Raw genomic sequence first — 18,988 nt, 5'->3', positions numbered from 1 at the left:
CCCCTACAAGTAGAAACAGCATAATAAAGAAAATTTATAAACAAAAATGGCTAGTATTATCAAGGAATTTATCAATTTTTGTTTTTTAAAATTAATATAGAAAGTATAGCATTCTAGAACAAATTTAGAACAAAATCTAAGTGATATAAAAAAAGACATACTTACTTTTTAGAGGATTCAATCTATTTGGAATAGCTTAGTGTATAAAAGTTATATTGAAAAATTGAATTAGGAGTCAATTTCTATATCTAAATGCCCAATTTTATCTATATTGAAAGATTTATTGTCTTTGTATACTTTAAAAATACTTTCTTTATCTCTATATCCTACATAGAAAAGATCGAGAGAATATTTATCTGAATTATCATTTGTATGAAAAACTAATTTACCACTTTTGTAGCTAGAACCAGAAGAATATAATTGATGTTGTGATATTAAAAATTTTCTAACCTTTAGATCAATTTCTTGAGCTGTAACTGTTGTTTTGTTAGTTGATATTTGATTATAGGGGACAGGAATCTGCTTTCTATTAATCCATAAATTAACAGGGATATTTTTAGACATTGGTTCTTCTTGATAAGGCGTCATTCCACCATAGGTATATGCTATGACTTTTCCTTCTGACAAGTAGTTCCAATCAAATGGGACGGAGAACATAGCTATTTTATCTCCATCTTTAAAATCATTGGCTGCATATTCATCCATTTCGGAGTTAATAAAAAAATCTCTAGCATCTCTAACATCAAGTTTCTTAGTCACTAAGTTATGACTGGTTTTAAAATCAATTACTGTATCTGAATATTCATATACAATCGTACTATAGATATTCCTTAGAAGGGAATTATTATCTACTTCTAATCCAAACACAGGACGAGAAATTATTGCAATGAATATTGAAGTAAAAGAAAAAATAAGTTTTGTTTTTTTCATAAATAGCCTCTTTTCAGGAGTTATTATTTTATTATGTTTTAATATAACACTTTCAAAAGAAATAATCATTAACAATTTTGTAGATATACTTGCTGACTATCGAATGAAAATTGAGACATGATACTAAAAGTGGATTGACGCTTTTAATTAAGCCGATTAGTTATGAAACAAGCAAAAAAGCCTTTAAACAAAGGCTTTCAGTCTGAATAGCCCGGATTACCCGTGGTTATTTTAGTTTTGCACTCTAATTAGTTGATCGTATTCATATAATGACTTAGCTGCTTTTGATTTGTTAAGACAATGGTTTTATGAGAGTATTTTTGGACAACGGATTGGTATTTTTTTAATTGGTTTCTTGAACGTCCATCTAGTAGAATCCATTTCACAAACGCAACGTCAAATTTTTCCTGACAGTTGTCAGCCATATCAGGACGCGTTTTTCCCCTATAGTTTAAATAACGCTTAAATGCTCGATAGACACAATGAAACCGACTGAAATTAACATAGATAATGTAATCAGCTTCACTCATGCGCTCTTCATAGAGACAATTGGCATAATTCCCCTCAATAATCAAATCTTGTTTGAGCAGGCATGTTGATAAATCAGCTATCATGTCATGATCTGACCGTTCTTGCCAGTTCGATGAGAAGTGTAGTTGGTCTAAATGGAATACCTCACAATGGTAATGTTGGCCTAAAAATCGTGCTAAGGTTGACTTGCCAGAGCCACTATGTCCAATGATGGCAATTTTCAATGGATACCTCCTAAAAATGACGTATGAAATGACTATAAAGGGTAGGAAATGTGTTTAGATTAGTTTCTTGATGAGATGCGTGTCATCATAGAATTGATAACCATGTTTAGGATAAAACCGATAAGATTCAAACCATTGTTCTTTAGGTTGACCTAAGTGGATACGAACATGACTCTTGCCGATTTTCCTTAGATAATCTTCTGCAAACGCCAGAAGTTGACTGCCAATGCCTTGATGTTTTAAGCTTGGTTTGATGAAGAGACGGTGCAAGAAGACCTCATTTGTTTTGGGAATAGAAGAATAAGCGATTGAGCCAATAACACGACTTTCTTCATTGACCGCTAGCCAAAAACAATCCTCTTTTTCCAAATAACTTGTTTCAATTGTCAAAAGATCCGGGTTAATGCTGGGAATTCTCCTTAAGGCATTTTTTGCTTCCAAGACCATAAAAATGAGGTCATCTCTGTAATTTCCTTTGTACTCAATTATTTTCATAACAGTCTCCACCTTAATCTTAAGCGCTTTAATTGGTATCATACCATAAAAAATTACTGCGGGGATAAATGATGGAACAAATCCTCTTCTGACAAGCAAAAAAAGCCTTTAAACAAAGGTTTTTTCATGTATAGTTTATACCCCCTACAGGGCTCGAACCTGTGACCCATAGATTAAGAGTCTACTGCTCTACCAACTGAGCTAAGGAGGCAAGAATGCTGTATTGGCACCGGTGATCCACGTTTTTGTATTGAGCCCGCGCAGTATAAGCAGGTGGGTAACGCGCTCTTTCTTGGAAGTTGCGTCCGCGTGAAACGGCTTGCAGACTAGAAAGAGTCTTTGTTTCCCGAAAATACAAAGAAATAGTCGGTCAACACTTAGATGTGGATTCGTATGCCACAGCAATGTTTCTGTACTTTTATAATACCACTTTTTAAAATTTTTTCAAGCAAAATTATCGATTTTTGAAATCGGTTGCGATTTTTAAAACTAGCAGTCAGTCTGAGAGCTTATCAATACGCTCTTTATTTGAACCAAGTGCGCGTTCGTATTTACCGGTTTCATTGGCTTCAAAATAATGATGTCCTACTAATTTATCTGGTAGGTATTGTTGTTTGAGCCATTTTTCAGGGTAGGCGTGTGGGTAGAGGTAATCTTTGGCATTGCCTAGGTCCTTGCTGCCAGCATAATGCCCGTCTCTAAGATGTCTTGGAATGGGGAGGTTGCCTGATGTTCTCAAATCAGCTAAAGCTGCATCCATAGCTAAATAAGCTGAATTGGATTTAGGTGATAGAGCCAAATCAATGACCACGTTAGCGATAAGAATACGAGCTTCTGGAAAACCAATGCGTTGGGCGGCATCTAGTGCGGTGACGGTATGAACTTGGGCGTCAGGGTTGGCTAAGCCAATATCTTCGTAAGCAATAATGGTCAATCGTCTTGCTAAACTAGGCAAGTCTCCAGCTTCTACTAAACGAGCGGCATAGTGCAGGCTAGCATTGACATCAGAACCTCTAATGGATTTTTGTAAGGCAGATAAAACATCATAATGCCCGTCCCCGTTTTTATCCATGGTAATATAACTACGCTGCAGACTATTTTCCATTGTCTCTAGACTAATATGACGACTACCATCTTCATTAGGAGAAGTAGACATGACTGCTAGATCCAAGGAATTATAAGCAGATCGTAGGTCTCCATTTGTGGCGGTAACAATGAAATCTAGCGCCTCATCATCAATTGTCACTAAAAAAGGAAATCCCCGTTCTTTGTCGGAAATTGCTAGCTGAATGGCTGTTTTAATATCCTCGTTAGAAAGTGGTTCCAATTCAAAAATTTGGACCCTGCTTCTGATAGCGGGTGTCACTGAAAAGAAGGGGTTCTCAGTGGTTGCGCCAATCATGATAATGGTGCCATTCTCAAGTAAAGGTAAAAGAAAATCTTGTTTTGTCTTGTCAAGGCGATGAATCTCGTCTAGTAATAATACCAAGCCACCAGAAAATTTAGCTTCTTCCGCAATTTCTTGGAGACGTTTTTTGCTGTCAATGGTGGCATTAAAGGTCCGAAAGGCATATCTAGTAGTACCAGCAATAGCAGAAGCAATGGAAGTTTTACCGATTCCTGGAGGGCCATAGAGGATCATGGACGATAGTCTATTTGCTTCCACCATGCGACGGATGATTTTGCCTTCGCCAACAAGGTGTTTTTGTCCGATGACCTCTGAAATGGTTTTGGGGCGCATTCTGAGCGCTAAATGATCAGGCATGTAACTGTCCTCCTTTCTTTTGGGGGATGAGATTAACGGGGAATGGCTGCGATGAAGTTGGCAATCATGGTCATGCCATCAGGAGTTCCGATGCTTTCTGGGTGAAATTGTAGCCCAAAAAGTGGCAGGGTGTGGTGTTCAAATGCCATGATTTCTTGATCGTCACAGTCTCTAGCGGTTACGCTAAAACCTTTTGGTAACTGATCCACAACGATGGAATGGTAGCGCATGACGGTGATCTCTTGTGGCAGGGAGCGAAAAAGACTAGCAGGGCCTTGCGTTTCAATGGTGCTTTGTCTCCCATGCATGACGCGTTTGGCCAAGCGTAAGGTTCCCCCTAAAGTTTCAGCGATAGCTTGGTGTCCCAGACACACTCCTAAGATAGGTTTTGTTTGGTAAAAGTCTTGAATGAGTTTTGGCATTTGGTTGGCTTCCTTGGGCCAACCAGGACCAGGTGAGAGGACTAGAGCGTTAGCTTTTTTGGCCATGTCATATAAGTTTGGGTCTTGGTTATACAAGACAATCGTCTCGTCAAATTCACTTAAATATTGGGCGAGGTTGTAGGTAAATGAATCGTAATTATCAATTAAGAGTATCATAGGTTCCTTAATAACAAAAGATGAGTGGCAGTTTAGGCTTGACTCTTAGCTAAGAGGGCATCAAGGTGAGTAAGCTCAAGGTTGAGAGGATAAAGGCCACGGACAGCATTTCCTCCAAAAATAGCGCTAGCCTCTTTTAAATCAGCTAGTGTCACCTCTTTTTCCTGAGCTTGACCAGTAGCTAGCAGTTCTTGGCGAAAAAGTCCTGGTAAAATCCCCACAGCCACTGGTGGTGTGTAGAGGGTCTGACCCAGCTGAACAAAGAGATTGCCAATGGACGTTTCCAATAATTGCCCCGCTTGGTTATAGAATAGCTGTTCATAAGATTTTTGCTCAATATGAGGCCGGTAGCTGGTCTTAAAGTAGGTAAAAGGCGAAGCTGTCACGTCCTTTTTCTGTAAAGAGAGTTGAGCTGTCAGAAAATCGGCTGACAAAGGTTCCAAGGGTTGATCAGAGAGGCTAATCTTTCCATCTTTGGATAAACGAATCATCAAACGGTAGGCAGCATTATTCTTATTTTCCAAATAGGTTGACAGTTGTTTCTGCAAAGCTTTTTCATTATAAGGGTAAGCAAAATAAGTGGCTGCTTCTTTAAGGCGATTGAGGTGTTGCTCAAGGAAGGCTATTTTTTTGTGTTCCACCTTGGCGGTTGTTTTGAGGTCAAAGATTTGTTTGTGCCGATAGAGAAAAGCTGTTTTTTGATGGACTTCCTCGTATTCGTCTTCCCACTTGCTTTGCCAAGTGATGCCGCCTCCGACACCATAAGTAGCTTGATTATGACTGAGCTGGATGGTTCTAATGGGAACATTGAAGAAACGGCGACCATCAGGTAGGCAAATGCCAATACTTCCACAATAAATCCCCCTTGGTTTTGGCTCCAGAGATGTGATAATTGCCATGGTGGAGACTTTTGGTGCCCCTGTGATAGAGCCACAAGGAAAGAGAGCTTTGAGAATGTCTATCAGGTCACAGTCCGCTTTGAGGTCACCAACAATAGTTGAGGTCATTTGCCAGACGGTAGAGTATCGCTCGACCTCACAGAGCCTATCAACACGAACACTGCCTGTTTGGCAAATTTTCCCCATGTCATTGCGGAGCAAATCCACAATCATCATGTTTTCAGAACGGTTTTTCCCGTCAGCTTGGAGCCAGTCATGTTCTTGTTGATCCAGCCAGCTATTAACCCCTCGTTTGGTGGTGCCTTTCATAGGCCTAGTAGTTAACCTGTTGCCCTCTTGTTTAAAGAACAATTCAGGACTAGCTGAAATAACGGCAAACTCATCATGGGCGATGTAGGCATTGTAGCCAGCAGCCTGTTCAACGACGAGTTTATTGTAAATGGCTAAACTATCAGCTGCATTGAGTTCCTGAGTTAATTGAAGGGTGTAGTTAACCTGATAAGTATTGCCCTGTTGCATCTCACGGTGAATGGTTTCAATGGCTTTTTGATAGGCTTCTTTTTGAGTTGCGCTGACCCATTGGTTAGGGATAGTAATGCTGTCATAATCAAGAGGTAGGTCTTTTTTTTGACAGGTTTTGTGCACTGTAAAATAGGCAAGGTACTCGTTGCCTAGTCTGTCATTATGGGTTTGTAGGGCATTGTCAAAAAAAGCAGCTGCTTCATAACTGAGATAGCCCACCACGTAATAGCCCAGCTGTTGGTAGTGTTGTACTTTTTCAATGACTGGACCGACCTGATCTAAGGACTTGGCTACCAATTCTACTAATGGCTCATCAAAAAGATAGCGTTGCCCGAGCTCTTTGAAATCAATAATAGTTTTTCTATGCATACCCAAATTATATCATAAAAGCGGTTGCTAGAGGTGATCCTGCCATTAAGACCTTCTCTTATGGTCAATATTAGTCAAATATGTTATAATTCAGTTAATAAAAGTTATAACAGTACGCTCAGCATGTCAAAGTAAGTAAACTAATGAGGTCTTACAAAGCCTTATACAGCAACAGTTAGAAAGATTAGGTATAAAAAAGATGGCAACATACGGCTTTTTATCAGTATTAGAAGAAGAAATGGATAAGCATTTTCAGTATGACTATGCTATGGATTGGGACAAGAAAAATCATGCGGTTGAAGTGACTTTTGTGTTAGAAGCTCAAAATAAAGAGGCTATAAAAACCATTGACGATAGTGGCGAAGTGACCCAAGATGATATTGTCTTTGAGGACTATGTGCTCTTTTATAACCCTGCCAAGTCTCAATTTGATGCAGCAGATTATTTGGTTACTATTCCTTTTGACGCTAAAAAGGGCTTTTCTCGTGAATTCTTAGCTTACTTTGCGCAATTTCTCAACGATGTTGCTATTGAAGGGCACAGCGATTTGATGGATTTCTTAGCAGATGACAGCAAGGCTGATTTCTTCTTGGAGTGGAACGCGCAAGCTTTTGAAGAAGGTCAACAAGGACTAGAAGAAGCAGCAAGTTACCCTTACCCAAGGTACTAAGGTGACACATGAGATGGTGCTAACACTATTAGGACAATAACCAAAAGGTCAAAATAGAAAGGACATAACTATGGAAACGTGGCAAGAAGTGACGGTTCATGTGCATCGTGATGCGCAAGAGGCTGTTTCACATGTGTTGATTGAGACAGGCAGTCAAGGGGTTGCTATCGCAGATAGCGCAGACTATATTGGGCAAAAGGACCGCTTTGGGGAGTTATACCCAGATGTGGAGCAGTCTGACATGATAGCTATCACAGCCTATTACCCAAGTAGTACTAATTTGGCGGATATTATTGCGACCATTAATGAACAGTTAGCGGAGTTAGCTAGTTTTGGGTTACAGGTTGGTCAGGTTACTGTGGACAGTCAAGAATTGGCTGAGGAAGACTGGGCAGACAATTGGAAAAAATACTATGAACCAGCTCGCATCACGCATGATTTAACCATTGTCCCTAGTTGGACGGATTATGACGCTTCTGCTGGGGAAAAAGTGATTAAACTAGATCCTGGAATGGCATTTGGGACAGGGACACATCCCACAACTAAGATGAGCCTTTTTGCCTTGGAACAAATCCTTCGTGGTGGTGAGACAGTTATCGATGTAGGGACCGGTTCAGGTGTCCTCTCGATTGCCAGTTCCTTACTAGGTGCTAAAACCATCTACGCTTATGACTTAGATGACGTGGCTGTTCGAGTGGCTCAAGACAACATTGATTTAAACCAAGGAACAGACAACATTCATGTGGCTGCTGGTGACCTTTTAAAAGGGGTTAGCCAAGAAGCGGATGTGATTGTAGCCAATATCTTGGCGGATATCTTAGTCTTATTGACTGATGATGCTTACCGTTTGGTCAAAAAGGAAGGTTACCTTATCTTATCTGGCATCATTTCTGAGAAATTGGATATGGTTCTGGAAGCTGCCTTTAGCGCAGGCTTTTTCTTAGAAACTCACATGGTTCAAGGTGAGTGGAATGCCCTTGTCTTTAAAAAAACAGATGATATCTCAGGAGTGATTGGCGGCTAATGCAACAGTATTTTATTAAAGGCAAAGCAGAAAAAAAGGTAACGATTACCGATAAAGATACCATCAAGCACATGTTTCAAGTGATGCGCTTGGCTGACGAGGCTGAAGTTGTCTTGGTCTTTGATGATGGGGTGAAGTATTTAGCTAAGGTGACCAATAGTATGGCTCATGAGTTAGAGATTATAGAGGCTTTGCCAGATCAGGTGGAATTGCCTGTTAAAGTGACTATTGCTTCTGGATTTCCTAAAGGCGATAAGTTAGACACGATTGCCCAGAAAGTGACTGAATTGGGAGCCAGTGCGCTATGGGGCTACCCAGCAGACTGGTCAGTGGTCAAATGGGATGGCAAAAAATTAGCTAAAAAAGAAGACAAATTGGCTAAGATTGTATTAGGAGCGGCTGAGCAGAGCAAACGAAATAGGGTGCCTGAAGTTCACCTTTTTGAACATAAAGCAGAGTTTCTAAAAAGCCTTTCTAGCTTTGATCATATCTTCATTGCTTATGAGGAAACAGCTAAGGCAGGTCAGCTAGCGACCTTGGCGCGTGAAGTAAAAGAAGTTAAGCCAGGGGCAAAAATCCTCTTTATCTTTGGACCAGAAGGGGGAATTTCCCCAACTGAAATCACTCAGTTTGAGGCAGCAAGTGCCATTAAGGTGGGCTTAGGCCCTCGCATTATGCGAGCAGAGACAGCGCCGCTATATGCCTTAAGTGCTCTTAGTTATGCTTTGGAATTGCAGGCATCAAAATAAGTAAGCTGTTGCTTACTTTAGAAAGAAGAGGCTAAAGAAACGGACAGGCAGTTCACGATTGTGTCAACGGCCTTTTTTTATTGCTTCTTGTTTTTTCGAAGAGCGTTGATGGGCTCATCACCAAAAAAGGAAATGGGCTCTTGTCCTCTTTTTGGTGAGTTATACTACTATATTAATGAAAAAAAACGACTAACATCTGTCTAAGAAAACGCTTTACAAATTGTTGCGAGGCTAGTATAATAAAGGTATCAGATCAATGCAAGCGATTGCATCACTGAGTTGCTGTCTATATCATTGTGTCACAAAAGCGCCTTAAGGGCAGCTATGGCTAAAAGGGGATAATAAAGGAGAGATAGAATGAAAACATCATTCAAGCAACTGTTTCGTTTCGAATTTTGGCAAAAATTTGGGAAATGTCTTATGGTCGTTATTGCTGTCATGCCAGCGGCTGGTTTAATGATCAGTATCGGAAACTCTATTCCAATGATTAACCACGACTCAGCATTTTTGGCATCTCTAGGCAACATTATCGCTCAAATTGGTTGGGCTGTTATTGTTAACCTTCACTTGCTATTTGCCTTGGCCATTGGTGGTAGTTGGGCTAAAGAAAGAGCTGGAGGGGCCTTTGCCTCAGGGCTTGCTTTTGTCTTGATCAATCGGATAACAGGTGCTTTTTATGGCGTGTCTAGTACTATGCTAGCTGATCCAGAAGCAAAAATCACAAGCCTCCTTGGCACTCAAATGATCGTTAAAGATTATTTCACCAGTGTCTTGGAATCTCCAGCTTTAAACACAGGGGTTTTTGTTGGGATTATTGCAGGGTTCGTAGGAGCAACGGCCTATAACAAATACTATAATTACCGTAAACTTCCTGAAGTTTTGACCTTCTTTAATGGGAAGCGTTTTGTACCATTTGTCGTTATTTTACGTTCTATTTTTGTAGCCCTTATTTTGGTTGTTGTTTGGCCGGTGATCCAGTCTGGGATTAACAGTTTTGGGATGTGGATTGCCTCTTCACAAGATTCAGCTCCAATCCTAGCCCCATTCCTATATGGTACCTTGGAACGTCTCTTGTTGCCATTTGGTCTTCACCACATGTTGACGATCCCAATGAACTATACAGCTCTTGGTGGAACTTATGAGGTCATGACAGGTGCAGCAGCGGGGACAAAAGTATTTGGTCAAGACCCTTTGTGGCTTGCTTGGGTAACTGACCTTGTTCACCTTAAAGGATCAGACGCTTCAGCCTATAGTCACTTAATGGATAGTGTGACTCCAGCTCGTTTCAAAGTAGGACAAATGATTGGAGCTACCGGAACATTGATGGGGGTTGCCTTAGCCATGTACCGTAATGTGGATGCCGATAAAAAACACACATACAAAATGATGTTCATCTCAGCAGCGGCAGCGGTCTTTTTGACAGGGGTAACTGAGCCACTTGAGTACCTATTTATGTTTGCAGCAATGCCACTTTACATCGTCTATGCCCTTGTTCAAGGAGCTTCATTTGCCATGGCAGACCTTGTGAATCTCCGTGTTCACTCATTTGGAAATATAGAGCTACTAACCCGCACCCCTATGGCTCTTAAAGCAGGCCTAGGCATGGATGTGATTAACTTTGTTTGGGTTTCTGTCCTCTTTGCAGTTATCATGTACTTTATTGCAGATATGATGATCAAGAAAATGCATCTCGCAACAGCTGGCCGTTTAGGCAACTACGATGCCGATATACTGGGTGACCGTAACACTCAAACAAGACCTACCCAAGTAGCAGATAGCAACTCTCAAGTCGTGCAAATCGTTAATCTCCTTGGTGGGGCAGGCAATATTGATGATGTTGATGCTTGTATGACGCGCTTACGAGTGACGGTCAAAGACCCCGCTAAGGTTGGTGCTGAGGACGATTGGAAAAAAGCTGGCGCTATAGGCTTGATCCAAAAAGGCAACGGCGTTCAAGCGGTCTATGGCCCTAAAGCAGATATTTTGAAATCAGATATTCAAGATTTGCTGGACTCAGGTGCTCTTATTCCAGAAGTCAATATGTCACAGCTCACTAGCAAACCGACTCCCGCAAAAGATTTTAAACACGTGACAGAAGATGTGCTATCAGTGGCAGACGGGATGGTTCTCCCAATCACAGGTGTAAAAGACCAGGTGTTTGCGGCTAAGATGATGGGAGATGGGTTTGCGGTTGAACCAACCCATGGTAATATCTATGCACCCGTAGCTGGCCTTGTGACCAGTGTCTTTCCGACCAAGCATGCCTTTGGTTTACTGACAGATAATGGTCTTGAAGTGCTGGTGCACGTGGGACTTGATACCGTCGCCTTAAATGGTGTGCCTTTTTCAGTCAAAGTCTCAGAAGGGCAACGGGTTCATGCAGGTGACCTATTAGTCGTAGCAGATCTTGCTGCTATTAAATCAGCAGAGCGTGAAACAATCATTGTTGTTGCTTTTACCAACACAACAGAGATCCAAGATGTGACCTTGACATCTTTAGGAGCTCAGCCTGCTAAGACTAAAGTAGCTACCGTAGAACTTTAACAAAACATCACGAGATAGTGATAGGTAATAGCCATAGCTGGTTTAGGCCCTATGGCTCTTCTTGTCTTATAAAGGAGGATTAATGACCAAGGTATTAACACTGAATACCCATTCGTGGATGCAAGCCAACACTCTTAAAAAATTAGTTGCTTTGGCTGAGCATATTTTAGCTGAAAAATACGATATCATTTGCTTGCAAGAAATCAATCAGTTAATCGAGAGCGAGCTGGCCACAGATTTACCAAGATATCAAGCTCTTTCAGGGACACCAAGCATTCATAAAGACCATTTTGCCCTTCTCTTGATCCATTATTTACAAAAACGAGGGCAGCACTATTATTGGTCTTGGGCTTATAACCATATTGGCTATGACATTTACCAGGAAGGCGTGGCAATCTTATCAAAACAACCTATTCATGTTTCAGATATTCTCGTGTCAGCGATGGATGATGAAACAGACTACCACACCAGACGCTCACTCATAGCCAAAACCACGTTAGATGGCAAAGAAGTCGCTGTTGTCAATGTGCACCTATCTTGGTTTGACAAGGGGTTTTTAGGGGAGTGGGAGAAATTAGAAAAAGAACTGCTCACACTAAACTGTCCCTTGCTACTTATGGGAGATTTTAACAATCCAACGGATCAAGACGGTTATCAAGTGATGATGGGTAGCCCCCTAGACCTACAAGATAGCCATAAGGGTGCTGACCACGTGTTTGGTGATCATAGCATCGTGGCTGATATTGATGGCTGGCAAGGTAACAAAGAAGCCCTCAAGGTGGACCATGTCTTTACCAGTAAGGACTTCATCATCCGATCTTCTAAGATTACCTTTGAAGGCGGAGATGCGCCAGTCGTCAGTGACCACTATGGTCTAGAAGTGACATTAGGCTGGCGTTAGAGCATGTGCTAACAGGCACACCACATAAGAGAAGCCAAGACACATAAGAAACTGCGATCATCTAGGGGGGATTAGGAGAACACAAAGAGGTCTAACCAGCTCAAGGTAGAGCTGGTTAGACCTCTTTAGTCATGTCAGTAACCCCAGAAAACCAGGGCTTTTTTGTCACCAACCATCTGAGCTTCACAGAAAGTACCACCAAGCGTTCAGTTGCCTTGCTAAAGTCTGCATGGGGGTATTTCTAGGAGTGCTTGGTGTGATCCCAAGCCCCAAGAAGCACTGTGATCGCTCTTTTCAAAGGCTGAGAAATCACAAGGCGTGGGGTAGGGCCCTCTGTAGTTATTGTCCTAAAAGCGCTCTTTTTTAAAACAGCTATGATCATCTATGGACTGTCTAGCTGTTAGGCAGTGTCTGTGTGTCGTTAGACGAGTGTCTGGAGCTGGCCTCCATGATGACCTGGGCTAACCGCGAAATGTCATCAGGAGTCCCTCGCAGCTCAAAATCACCTAGCAGTGGAAAGCCAAAGCGTTTGGCATACTGTTTGGCTGTCAGGCAATACTGATGGTTAAAGTTTTTGTTGCCTGAGCCAATAATCCCAAGACAACGCTGGGCGTTGCCATGGGCAGCAATAAACTCTCCCAAAGGAGTGGTGAGGATCTCCACATCACCAGAGTCAACGCCATTTCCGCCTTCTAGATAAGTGGGTAAAATCGCCACAAACTCTTCCTTGACGGGAAAAGTCTCGTGCTTCAAATCTTTAATGTTAATCTGTTTGACATGGTAATCGTAATTGTCTGCTAGATAAAGGGATAGCCGCTTGACAAAGCTAAGGGTGTTGCCACTGAGGCTAATAAAAACAAGGGTAATCTGAGGCATAAGTGTCTCCTTTTTTTATCCTACAAGGTTTCTTCATAAGCTTACCACAATCAAGACCAACAAACAAGTAAAGAAGAAACCTAGCGGTATCCAACCAGACAAGAAGGTACAAGCAGTCAAAAAAAGTAACATTTCAAAAAAGAGTGACCTTAAAGAAAGGATCCGGATGCCCTCGACTTAAAAACGAGGCAGGCAAGTGCCAAAGTAGCCCTCTGATCTCCACAAAAGAGTGATCAGTCAAAATCTAAAAGATGAACAACAAAAGAGAACTTTACAATCGTTTTCACACTCTATTATAATACTATTATAAATAATCAGGTCTAGCTACCATGTTATTTTTATCTAAAACACACCATCTAATAAAGAAAGAGAGAACAACATATGTTGACATCAAAGCACCATAATCTCAACAAACTAGTCTGGCGCTACGGGCTAACCTCAGCCGCTGCCGTCCTTCTAGCCTTTGGAGGCGGGGCAAGCAGCGTTAAGGCTGAGGTTTCTTCTACGACTATGACGTCGAGTCAAAGAGAGTCAAAAATAAAAGAGATCGAAGAAAGTCTTAAAAAATATCCAGAAGTGTCCAATGAGAAATTTTGGGAAAGAAAGTGGTATGGAACCTATTTTAAAGAAGAAGATTTTCAAAAGGAGCTAAAAGATTTTACTGAGAAGAGGCTTAAGGAGATTCTAGATTTAATTGGTAAATCTGGAATCAAGGGAGACCGTGGTGAGACTGGTCCTGCTGGCCCAGCCGGACCACAAGGTAAAACTGGTGAGAGGGGCGCCCAAGGTCCTAAAGGTGACCGCGGTGAGCAAGGAATCCAAGGTAAAGCTGGTGAAAAAGGTGAGCGCGGTGAAAAAGGCGACAAAGGTGAAACCGGTGAACGCGGTGAAAAAGGCGAAGCTGGAATCCAAGGCCCACAAGGTGAAGCTGGTAAAGATGGCGCTCCAGGTAAAGATGGAGCTCCAGGCGAAAAGGGTGAAAAAGGTGACCGCGGTGAAACCGGAGCTCAGGGTCCAGTAGGCCCACAAGGTGAAAAAGGTGAAACGGGCGCCCAAGGCCCAGCAGGCCCACAAGGTGAGGCAGGCAAACCAGGTGAGCAAGGCCCAGCAGGCCCACAAGGTGAAGCAGGCCAACCAGGCGAAAAAGCTCCAGAAAAGAGCCCAGAAGGCGAAGCAGGCCAACCAGGCGAAAAAGCTCCAGAAAAGAGCAAAGAGGTAACTCCAGCTGCAGAAAAACCTGCTGACAAAGAAGCTAACCAAACGCCAGAACGCCGCAATGGCAATATGGCTAAGACACCTGTAGCCAACAACCACAGACGTCTACCAGCAACTGGTGAGCAAGCCAACCCATTCTTTACAGCAGCAGCAGTAGCAGTGATGACAACAGCTGGTGTCCTAGCCGTTACAAAACGCAAAGAAAACAACTAATTCTCTGAATTGAGAGACCTTACTGATAAGCAAACATAATAGAGAGAGCCCCTTGGTTCTCTCTATTTTTGGTCGGGAGCAGGCCTTTGGTATCATGCTCACGCCTGAGAGATCCCAAAAGATATCAAAAGCAGCTCACTAACCGTTTTCTAAGAAAAGGTCACACTAAGCGCTTTCTTAGCAGATTCTGCCTTTTGCTTTTGTGTGTAAAGTGTTAAAATAGGGAAAAGAAATGCTAGATGAGGAACGAAATGGCAAAAATAATGAACGTAACAGGAGAAGAAGTCATTGCCTTAGCGGCCACCTATATGACCAAGGCTGATGTGGCTTTTGTGGCAAAGGCTTTAGCATATGCAACAGCGGCCCATTTCTACCAAGTGAGAAAGTCAGGCGAACCCTATATCGTCCATCCGATTCAGGTGGCGGGGATTCTGGCTGATTTGCATCTGGATGCTGTGACAGTTGCTTGTGGCTTTTTACATGATGTCGTAGAAGATACGGATATTACCTTAGATGAGATCGAAGCAGACTTTGGCCATGATGCTCGTGATATCGTTGATGGTGTCACCAAGTTAGGTAAAGTTGAGTACAAATCTCATGAGGAGCAACTCGCCGAAAACCATCGCAAAATGCTGATGGCTATGTCCAAAGATATTCGCGTGATTTTGGTGAAATTGGCTGACCGCCTGCATAATATGCGCACCCTCAAACATTTGCGCAAGGACAAACAAGAGCGCATTTCGCGCGAAACCATGGAAATCTATGCCCCCTTGGCGCATCGTTTGGGGATTAGTCGCATCAAATGGGAACTAGAAGATTTGGCTTTTCGTTACCTCAATGAAACCGAATTTTACAAAATTTCCCATATGATGAAAGAAAAACGTCGCGAGCGTGAAGCTTTGGTAGAGGCTATTGTCAGTAAGGTCAAAACCTATACGACACAACAAGGGTTGTTTGGAGATGTGTATGGCCGACCAAAACACATTTATTCGATTTATCGGAAAATGCGGGACAAAAAGAAACGATTCGATCAGATTTTTGATCTGATTGCCATTCGTTGTGTCATGGAAACGCAAAGCGATGTCTATGCTATGGTTGGCTATATTCATGAGCTTTGGCGTCCCATGCCAGGCCGCTTCAAGGATTATATTGCAGCTCCTAAAGCTAATGGCTACCAGTCTATTCATACCACCGTGTATGGGCCAAAAGGACCTATTGAGATTCAAATCAGAACTAAGGACATGCATCAAGTGGCTGAGTACGGGGTTGCTGCTCACTGGGCTTATAAAAAAGGCGTGCGTGGTAAGGTCAATCAAGCTGAGCAAGCCGTTGGCATGAACTGGATCAAAGAGCTGGTAGAATTGCAAGATGCCTCAAATGGCGATGCAGTGGACTTTGTGGATTCGGTCAAAGAAGACATTTTTTCTGAACGGATTTATGTCTTTACACCGACAGGGGCCGTTCAGGAGTTACCAAAAGAATCAGGTCCTATTGATTTTGCTTATGCGATCCATACGCAAATCGGTGAAAAAGCAACAGGTGCCAAAGTCAATGGACGTATGGTTCCTCTCACTGCCAAGTTAAAAACAGGAGATGTGGTTGAAATCATCACCAATGCCAATTCCTTTGGCCCTAGTCGAGACTGGGTAAAACTGGTCAAAACCAATAAGGCTCGCAACAAAATTCGTCAGTTCTTTAAAAATCAAGACAAGGAATTGTCAGTGAATAAAGGCCGTGATTTGTTGGTGTCTTATTTTCAAGAGCAGGGCTACGTTGCCAATAAATACCTTGACAAAAAACGCATTGAAGCCATCCTTCCAAAAGTCAGTGTGAAGAGCGAAGAATCACTCTATGCAGCCGTTGGGTTTGGTGACATTAGTCCTATCAGTGTCTTTAACAAGTTAACCGAAAAAGAGCGCCGTGAAGAAGAAAGGGCCAAGGCTAAAGCAGAAGCTGAAGAATTGGTTAAGGGCGGTGAGGTCAAACACGAAAACAAAGATGTGCTCAAGGTTCGCAGTGAAAATGGAGTCATTATCCAAGGAGCATCAGGCCTCTTGATGCGGATTGCCAAGTGTTGTAATCCTGTACCTGGTGATCCTATTGACGGCTACATTACCAAAGGGCGTGGCATTGCGATTCACAGATCGGACTGTCATAACATTAAGAGTCAAGATGGCTACCAAGAACGCTTGATTGAGGTCGAGTGGGATTTGGACAATTCGAGTAAAGATTATCAGGCTGAAATTGATATCTATGGGCTCAATCGTAGTGGTCTGCTTAATGATGTGCTCCAAATTTTATCAAACTCAACCAAGAGCATATCGACAGTCAATGCTCAGCCGACCAAGGACATGAAGTTTGCTAATATTCACGTGAGCTTTGGCATTCCAAATCTGACGCATCTGACCACTGTTGTCGAAAAAATCAAGGCAGTTCCAGATGTTTATAGCGTGAAGCGGACCAATGGCTAAGAAAGGATAAAAACATGAAACTTGTCTTGCAACGGGTCAAAGAGGCCTCTGTTTCTATTGATGGGAAAATTGCTGGCGCTATTAATCAAGGGTTGTTGTTGTTAGTAGGTGTGGGACCAGATGATAATGCAGAAGATTTGGCTTACGCTGTGCGAAAAATAGTCAACATGCGCATTTTTTCAGATGCTGATGGCAAGATGAACCAGTCTATCCAAGACATCAAGGGCAGTATCTTATCTGTGTCGCAATTTACCCTTTATGCTGACACCAAAAAGGGAAACCGTCCTGCCTTTACTGGTGCTGCTAAGCCAGATTTGGCTAGTCAGTTGTATGATAGCTTTAATGAACAATTGGCAGAGTTTGTGCCAGTTGAGCGTGGCGTTTTTGGGGCAGATATGCAGGTTAGTCTCATCAATGATGGACCAGTTACGATTATTTTAGACACGAAATGTCACTAGTCTCTACAACTAAGAGGTTAGAAAAAAGCAAGCAACTGTTGATAGCGTGTTGCTTGCTTTTTTTGTCAGTTAATCTCATCATTTTAGAAGATCGTGGTTATTTGTCTTTAGGGTTATCAGGTATAGGTGTCCCTGTATCACGCAGGTAGCTGTAAGCTTTTCGTTCTTCTTCGGTATAGAGATCTTTATCATAAGCTAAATGATAGCTACCCTTTGCCCCTTTAGGGCGCTTGCCCATATAAACTGTAACGACACGATTATTCTTATCGTGATTATCCTCTACTTTTCCAGTTAAGGTATAGTTCATGATATCAAAAGCATCGAGATTGTTGTAGAGTAGTTTAGCCTTATCACGAGGATCGTATAAATCTCTGAAGTCTAAGTTACGTTCGCTAGCTGTTAAGAGCTGCTCGCTTTTTAGCAATTCGTTGGTGTTGACATCAACGTATTTGATGGTGAACAGTTTCAAGTGACTGCGATCAAAGGGATCATACGGCTTTTCCCCTTGTTTAAGGACGTAATATTTCTCAGAGACCAGATCAGTGTTGTTCGTTTTTTCTTTAATACCTGTTTTAGGATTGATCTCATAAGCTTGTTCCCGATTTTTGACATGGTAAGTAAACTCTTGATCCATTGGTAAAATCGTACGGAAAATGTCATTGTCATGAGTGACGATTGAGGAGTCACGTTCATAAATCGTATAGCCTGGGTGGGTTTTGTTTAAAATGCTTTGTGCTTGAGCTAGTAATTCTTGAGATGTGATGGTGTCACCGATAGCTAGTGTTTTCAATAGCTTAGTATCTTTGAGCCCTGGTCTGAAATCGTCATCAGGGTTTAAAGGAGTAAACTGTACAGTATATTCTACATCAACAGATTTTGCTTGATTTTGTACTGGTTTTTCTTTATATGGTCTAACGCGCACATGTCCCTTTAACAAAAATTCTTGGACAGGTTGGGTCGGCAAGGTTACCGAACCATCTTTGTCAGCAAAGTAGACCTTGCCGTTTCGATCAGTAATGGTTGCATCGCTTGCAAAATCAATGACCTCAAAGTAGCCGTCGTTACTGTGAACGTTAGCGATCAGCTGTTTTTGAATAGCTTTTAATAAGTCAGCTTTTTCAAGTTTATGTGGCATTGCGCCATTATCTGTAGCAAATGGTTTTGATTTTGGACTTAAGCCCTGCTCTGTCTTTCCTCCGTGAGCAGGTTGTGATGTTAGATCGATTTCAAAAAAATTTATAAAAACTTTTTTATCGGTACCTTCAACGATACCGGCCATACTAACAACTAACTGGCTGTTATTGATAGGTGGACGGTCTGGTAGCCATCCATACCCAGCAATAGCTTGGACCGACTTGACTGTTCCAAATGTTAATGCAAACAGCAGTGCAATCACTCCAATAGATAAGTAATTTTTCATAGAAACCTCCTAAAAGTTAAGTTTCAATCCCCATTATTAGAATAACATAATAATTTTATAGATACAAACAAAAATCTAATGATTGTTTTTAAATGATATCTTAATGATAATGT

16 protein-coding genes, 1 tRNA gene and 1 other RNA gene are annotated in these 18,988 nt (G+C 41.9%); 8 read left to right on the top strand and 10 right to left on the bottom strand.

Annotation, left to right across the window (positions count from 1 at the left end):
* Positions 1-228: 228 nt before the first annotated feature.
* From smeZ to pabB, 8 genes are all read right to left on the bottom strand, one after another.
* On the bottom strand, positions 229-930 hold the full coding sequence (gene smeZ, locus B6D67_RS09210) for a streptococcal mitogenic exotoxin SmeZ (protein WP_010922705.1): 702 nt from the start codon (positions 928-930) through the stop codon (positions 229-231).
* A gap of 248 nt (positions 931-1,178) precedes the next feature.
* The gene (locus B6D67_RS09205; RefSeq protein ID WP_010922704.1) at positions 1,179-1,685 is read right to left on the bottom strand and encodes a DNA topology modulation protein; all 507 of its coding nucleotides are present in this window, start codon (positions 1,683-1,685) and stop codon (positions 1,179-1,181) included.
* Positions 1,686-1,739: 54 nt separating this feature from the next.
* On the bottom strand, positions 1,740-2,180 hold the full coding sequence (locus B6D67_RS09200; protein ID WP_010922703.1) for a GNAT family N-acetyltransferase: 441 nt from the start codon (positions 2,178-2,180) through the stop codon (positions 1,740-1,742).
* Between the two features lie 138 nt (positions 2,181-2,318).
* Positions 2,319-2,391 (bottom strand) — tRNA-Lys (locus tag B6D67_RS09195).
* Positions 2,392-2,588, bottom strand: a non-coding RNA gene (ssrS, locus tag B6D67_RS09190) — 6S RNA. It abuts the tRNA gene before it with no gap.
* Between the two features lie 88 nt (positions 2,589-2,676).
* Complete coding sequence (locus tag B6D67_RS09185) at positions 2,677-3,945, bottom strand: replication-associated recombination protein A (protein ID WP_029714155.1); 1,269 nt, start codon at positions 3,943-3,945, stop codon at positions 2,677-2,679.
* Positions 3,946-3,977: 32 nt separating this feature from the next.
* Positions 3,978-4,544 (bottom strand): aminodeoxychorismate/anthranilate synthase component II, encoded by a 567-nt coding sequence (locus B6D67_RS09180; RefSeq protein WP_010922701.1) that lies wholly within the window; start codon positions 4,542-4,544, stop codon positions 3,978-3,980.
* Positions 4,545-4,576: 32 nt separating this feature from the next.
* On the bottom strand, positions 4,577-6,334 hold the full coding sequence (gene pabB / locus B6D67_RS09175; RefSeq protein WP_010922700.1) for an aminodeoxychorismate synthase component I: 1,758 nt from the start codon (positions 6,332-6,334) through the stop codon (positions 4,577-4,579).
* A gap of 199 nt (positions 6,335-6,533) precedes the next feature.
* Here pabB and B6D67_RS09170 point away from each other — a divergent pair, with 199 nt between their 5' ends.
* From B6D67_RS09170 to B6D67_RS09150, 5 genes are all read left to right on the top strand, one after another.
* Complete coding sequence (locus tag B6D67_RS09170) at positions 6,534-7,004, top strand: DUF3013 family protein (protein ID WP_011285734.1); 471 nt, start codon at positions 6,534-6,536, stop codon at positions 7,002-7,004.
* Positions 7,005-7,074: 70 nt separating this feature from the next.
* A complete protein-coding gene (gene prmA, locus B6D67_RS09165; protein WP_010922698.1) occupies positions 7,075-8,028 on the top strand; it encodes a 50S ribosomal protein L11 methyltransferase in 954 nt (317 codons plus the stop codon).
* Positions 8,028-8,777 (top strand): 16S rRNA (uracil(1498)-N(3))-methyltransferase, encoded by a 750-nt coding sequence (locus tag B6D67_RS09160; protein ID WP_010922697.1) that lies wholly within the window; start codon positions 8,028-8,030, stop codon positions 8,775-8,777. The genes prmA and B6D67_RS09160 overlap by 1 nt, the downstream gene beginning before the upstream one ends.
* A gap of 357 nt (positions 8,778-9,134) precedes the next feature.
* Positions 9,135-11,321 (top strand): PTS transporter subunit IIBC, encoded by a 2,187-nt coding sequence (locus B6D67_RS09155; RefSeq protein ID WP_010922696.1) that lies wholly within the window; start codon positions 9,135-9,137, stop codon positions 11,319-11,321.
* An 82-nt stretch (positions 11,322-11,403) separates the two neighbouring features.
* Positions 11,404-12,222, top strand: a complete 819-nt coding sequence (locus tag B6D67_RS09150; RefSeq protein WP_010922695.1) for an endonuclease/exonuclease/phosphatase family protein — start codon at positions 11,404-11,406, stop codon at positions 12,220-12,222.
* A 393-nt stretch (positions 12,223-12,615) separates the two neighbouring features.
* On the opposite strand, the gene nrdI is transcribed toward B6D67_RS09150, so the two are convergent.
* Positions 12,616-13,098 (bottom strand): class Ib ribonucleoside-diphosphate reductase assembly flavoprotein NrdI, encoded by a 483-nt coding sequence (gene nrdI / locus B6D67_RS09145; RefSeq protein ID WP_010922694.1) that lies wholly within the window; start codon positions 13,096-13,098, stop codon positions 12,616-12,618.
* Between the two features lie 381 nt (positions 13,099-13,479).
* Here nrdI and slc1 point away from each other — a divergent pair, with 381 nt between their 5' ends.
* From slc1 to dtd, 3 genes are all read left to right on the top strand, one after another.
* The gene (gene slc1, locus B6D67_RS09140) at positions 13,480-14,526 is read left to right on the top strand and encodes an adhesin Scl1 (RefSeq protein ID WP_010922693.1); all 1,047 of its coding nucleotides are present in this window, start codon (positions 13,480-13,482) and stop codon (positions 14,524-14,526) included.
* A 251-nt stretch (positions 14,527-14,777) separates the two neighbouring features.
* Positions 14,778-16,997, top strand: coding sequence for a RelA/SpoT family protein (locus tag B6D67_RS09135; protein ID WP_002988003.1), 2,220 nt, complete (start codon positions 14,778-14,780; stop codon positions 16,995-16,997).
* A gap of 14 nt (positions 16,998-17,011) precedes the next feature.
* A complete protein-coding gene (dtd, locus tag B6D67_RS09130; RefSeq protein ID WP_010922691.1) occupies positions 17,012-17,455 on the top strand; it encodes a D-aminoacyl-tRNA deacylase in 444 nt (147 codons plus the stop codon).
* A 97-nt stretch (positions 17,456-17,552) separates the two neighbouring features.
* Here dtd and ska read toward each other — a convergent pair whose 3' ends face one another.
* Positions 17,553-18,875 (bottom strand): streptokinase, encoded by a 1,323-nt coding sequence (ska, locus tag B6D67_RS09125; RefSeq protein ID WP_029714159.1) that lies wholly within the window; start codon positions 18,873-18,875, stop codon positions 17,553-17,555.
* Between the last annotated feature and the right edge of the window lie 113 nt (positions 18,876-18,988).

Source organism: Streptococcus pyogenes, from assembly GCF_002055535.1.
Taxonomy (GTDB): Bacteria; Bacillota; Bacilli; order Lactobacillales; family Streptococcaceae; genus Streptococcus; species Streptococcus pyogenes.
The sequence above is the reverse complement of the archived record's forward strand: the minus strand, read 5'-3'. Positions and strand labels throughout refer to the sequence as shown.

Excerpts from the sequence above, each read along its gene's own strand:
- B6D67_RS09170 (WP_011285734.1), top strand. The coding sequence starts at position 6,534 with ATGGCAACATACGGCTTTTTATCAGTATTAGAAGAAGAAATGGATAAG.
- ska (WP_029714159.1), bottom strand. The coding sequence starts at position 18,875 with ATGAAAAATTACTTATCTATTGGAGTGATTGCACTGCTGTTTGCATTA.
- B6D67_RS09200 (WP_010922703.1), bottom strand. The coding sequence starts at position 2,180 with ATGAAAATAATTGAGTACAAAGGAAATTACAGAGATGACCTCATTTTT.
- slc1 (WP_010922693.1), top strand. The coding sequence starts at position 13,480 with ATGTTGACATCAAAGCACCATAATCTCAACAAACTAGTCTGGCGCTAC.
- smeZ (WP_010922705.1), bottom strand. The coding sequence starts at position 930 with ATGAAAAAAACAAAACTTATTTTTTCTTTTACTTCAATATTCATTGCA.
- prmA (WP_010922698.1), top strand. The coding sequence starts at position 7,075 with ATGGAAACGTGGCAAGAAGTGACGGTTCATGTGCATCGTGATGCGCAA.
- B6D67_RS09135 (WP_002988003.1), top strand. The coding sequence starts at position 14,778 with ATGGCAAAAATAATGAACGTAACAGGAGAAGAAGTCATTGCCTTAGCG.
- B6D67_RS09180 (WP_010922701.1), bottom strand. The coding sequence starts at position 4,544 with ATGATACTCTTAATTGATAATTACGATTCATTTACCTACAACCTCGCC.
- B6D67_RS09155 (WP_010922696.1), top strand. The coding sequence starts at position 9,135 with ATGAAAACATCATTCAAGCAACTGTTTCGTTTCGAATTTTGGCAAAAA.
- nrdI (WP_010922694.1), bottom strand. The coding sequence starts at position 13,098 with ATGCCTCAGATTACCCTTGTTTTTATTAGCCTCAGTGGCAACACCCTT.
- B6D67_RS09185 (WP_029714155.1), bottom strand. The coding sequence starts at position 3,945 with ATGCCTGATCATTTAGCGCTCAGAATGCGCCCCAAAACCATTTCAGAG.
- pabB (WP_010922700.1), bottom strand. The coding sequence starts at position 6,334 with ATGCATAGAAAAACTATTATTGATTTCAAAGAGCTCGGGCAACGCTAT.
- B6D67_RS09160 (WP_010922697.1), top strand. The coding sequence starts at position 8,028 with ATGCAACAGTATTTTATTAAAGGCAAAGCAGAAAAAAAGGTAACGATT.
- dtd (WP_010922691.1), top strand. The coding sequence starts at position 17,012 with ATGAAACTTGTCTTGCAACGGGTCAAAGAGGCCTCTGTTTCTATTGAT.
- B6D67_RS09150 (WP_010922695.1), top strand. The coding sequence starts at position 11,404 with ATGACCAAGGTATTAACACTGAATACCCATTCGTGGATGCAAGCCAAC.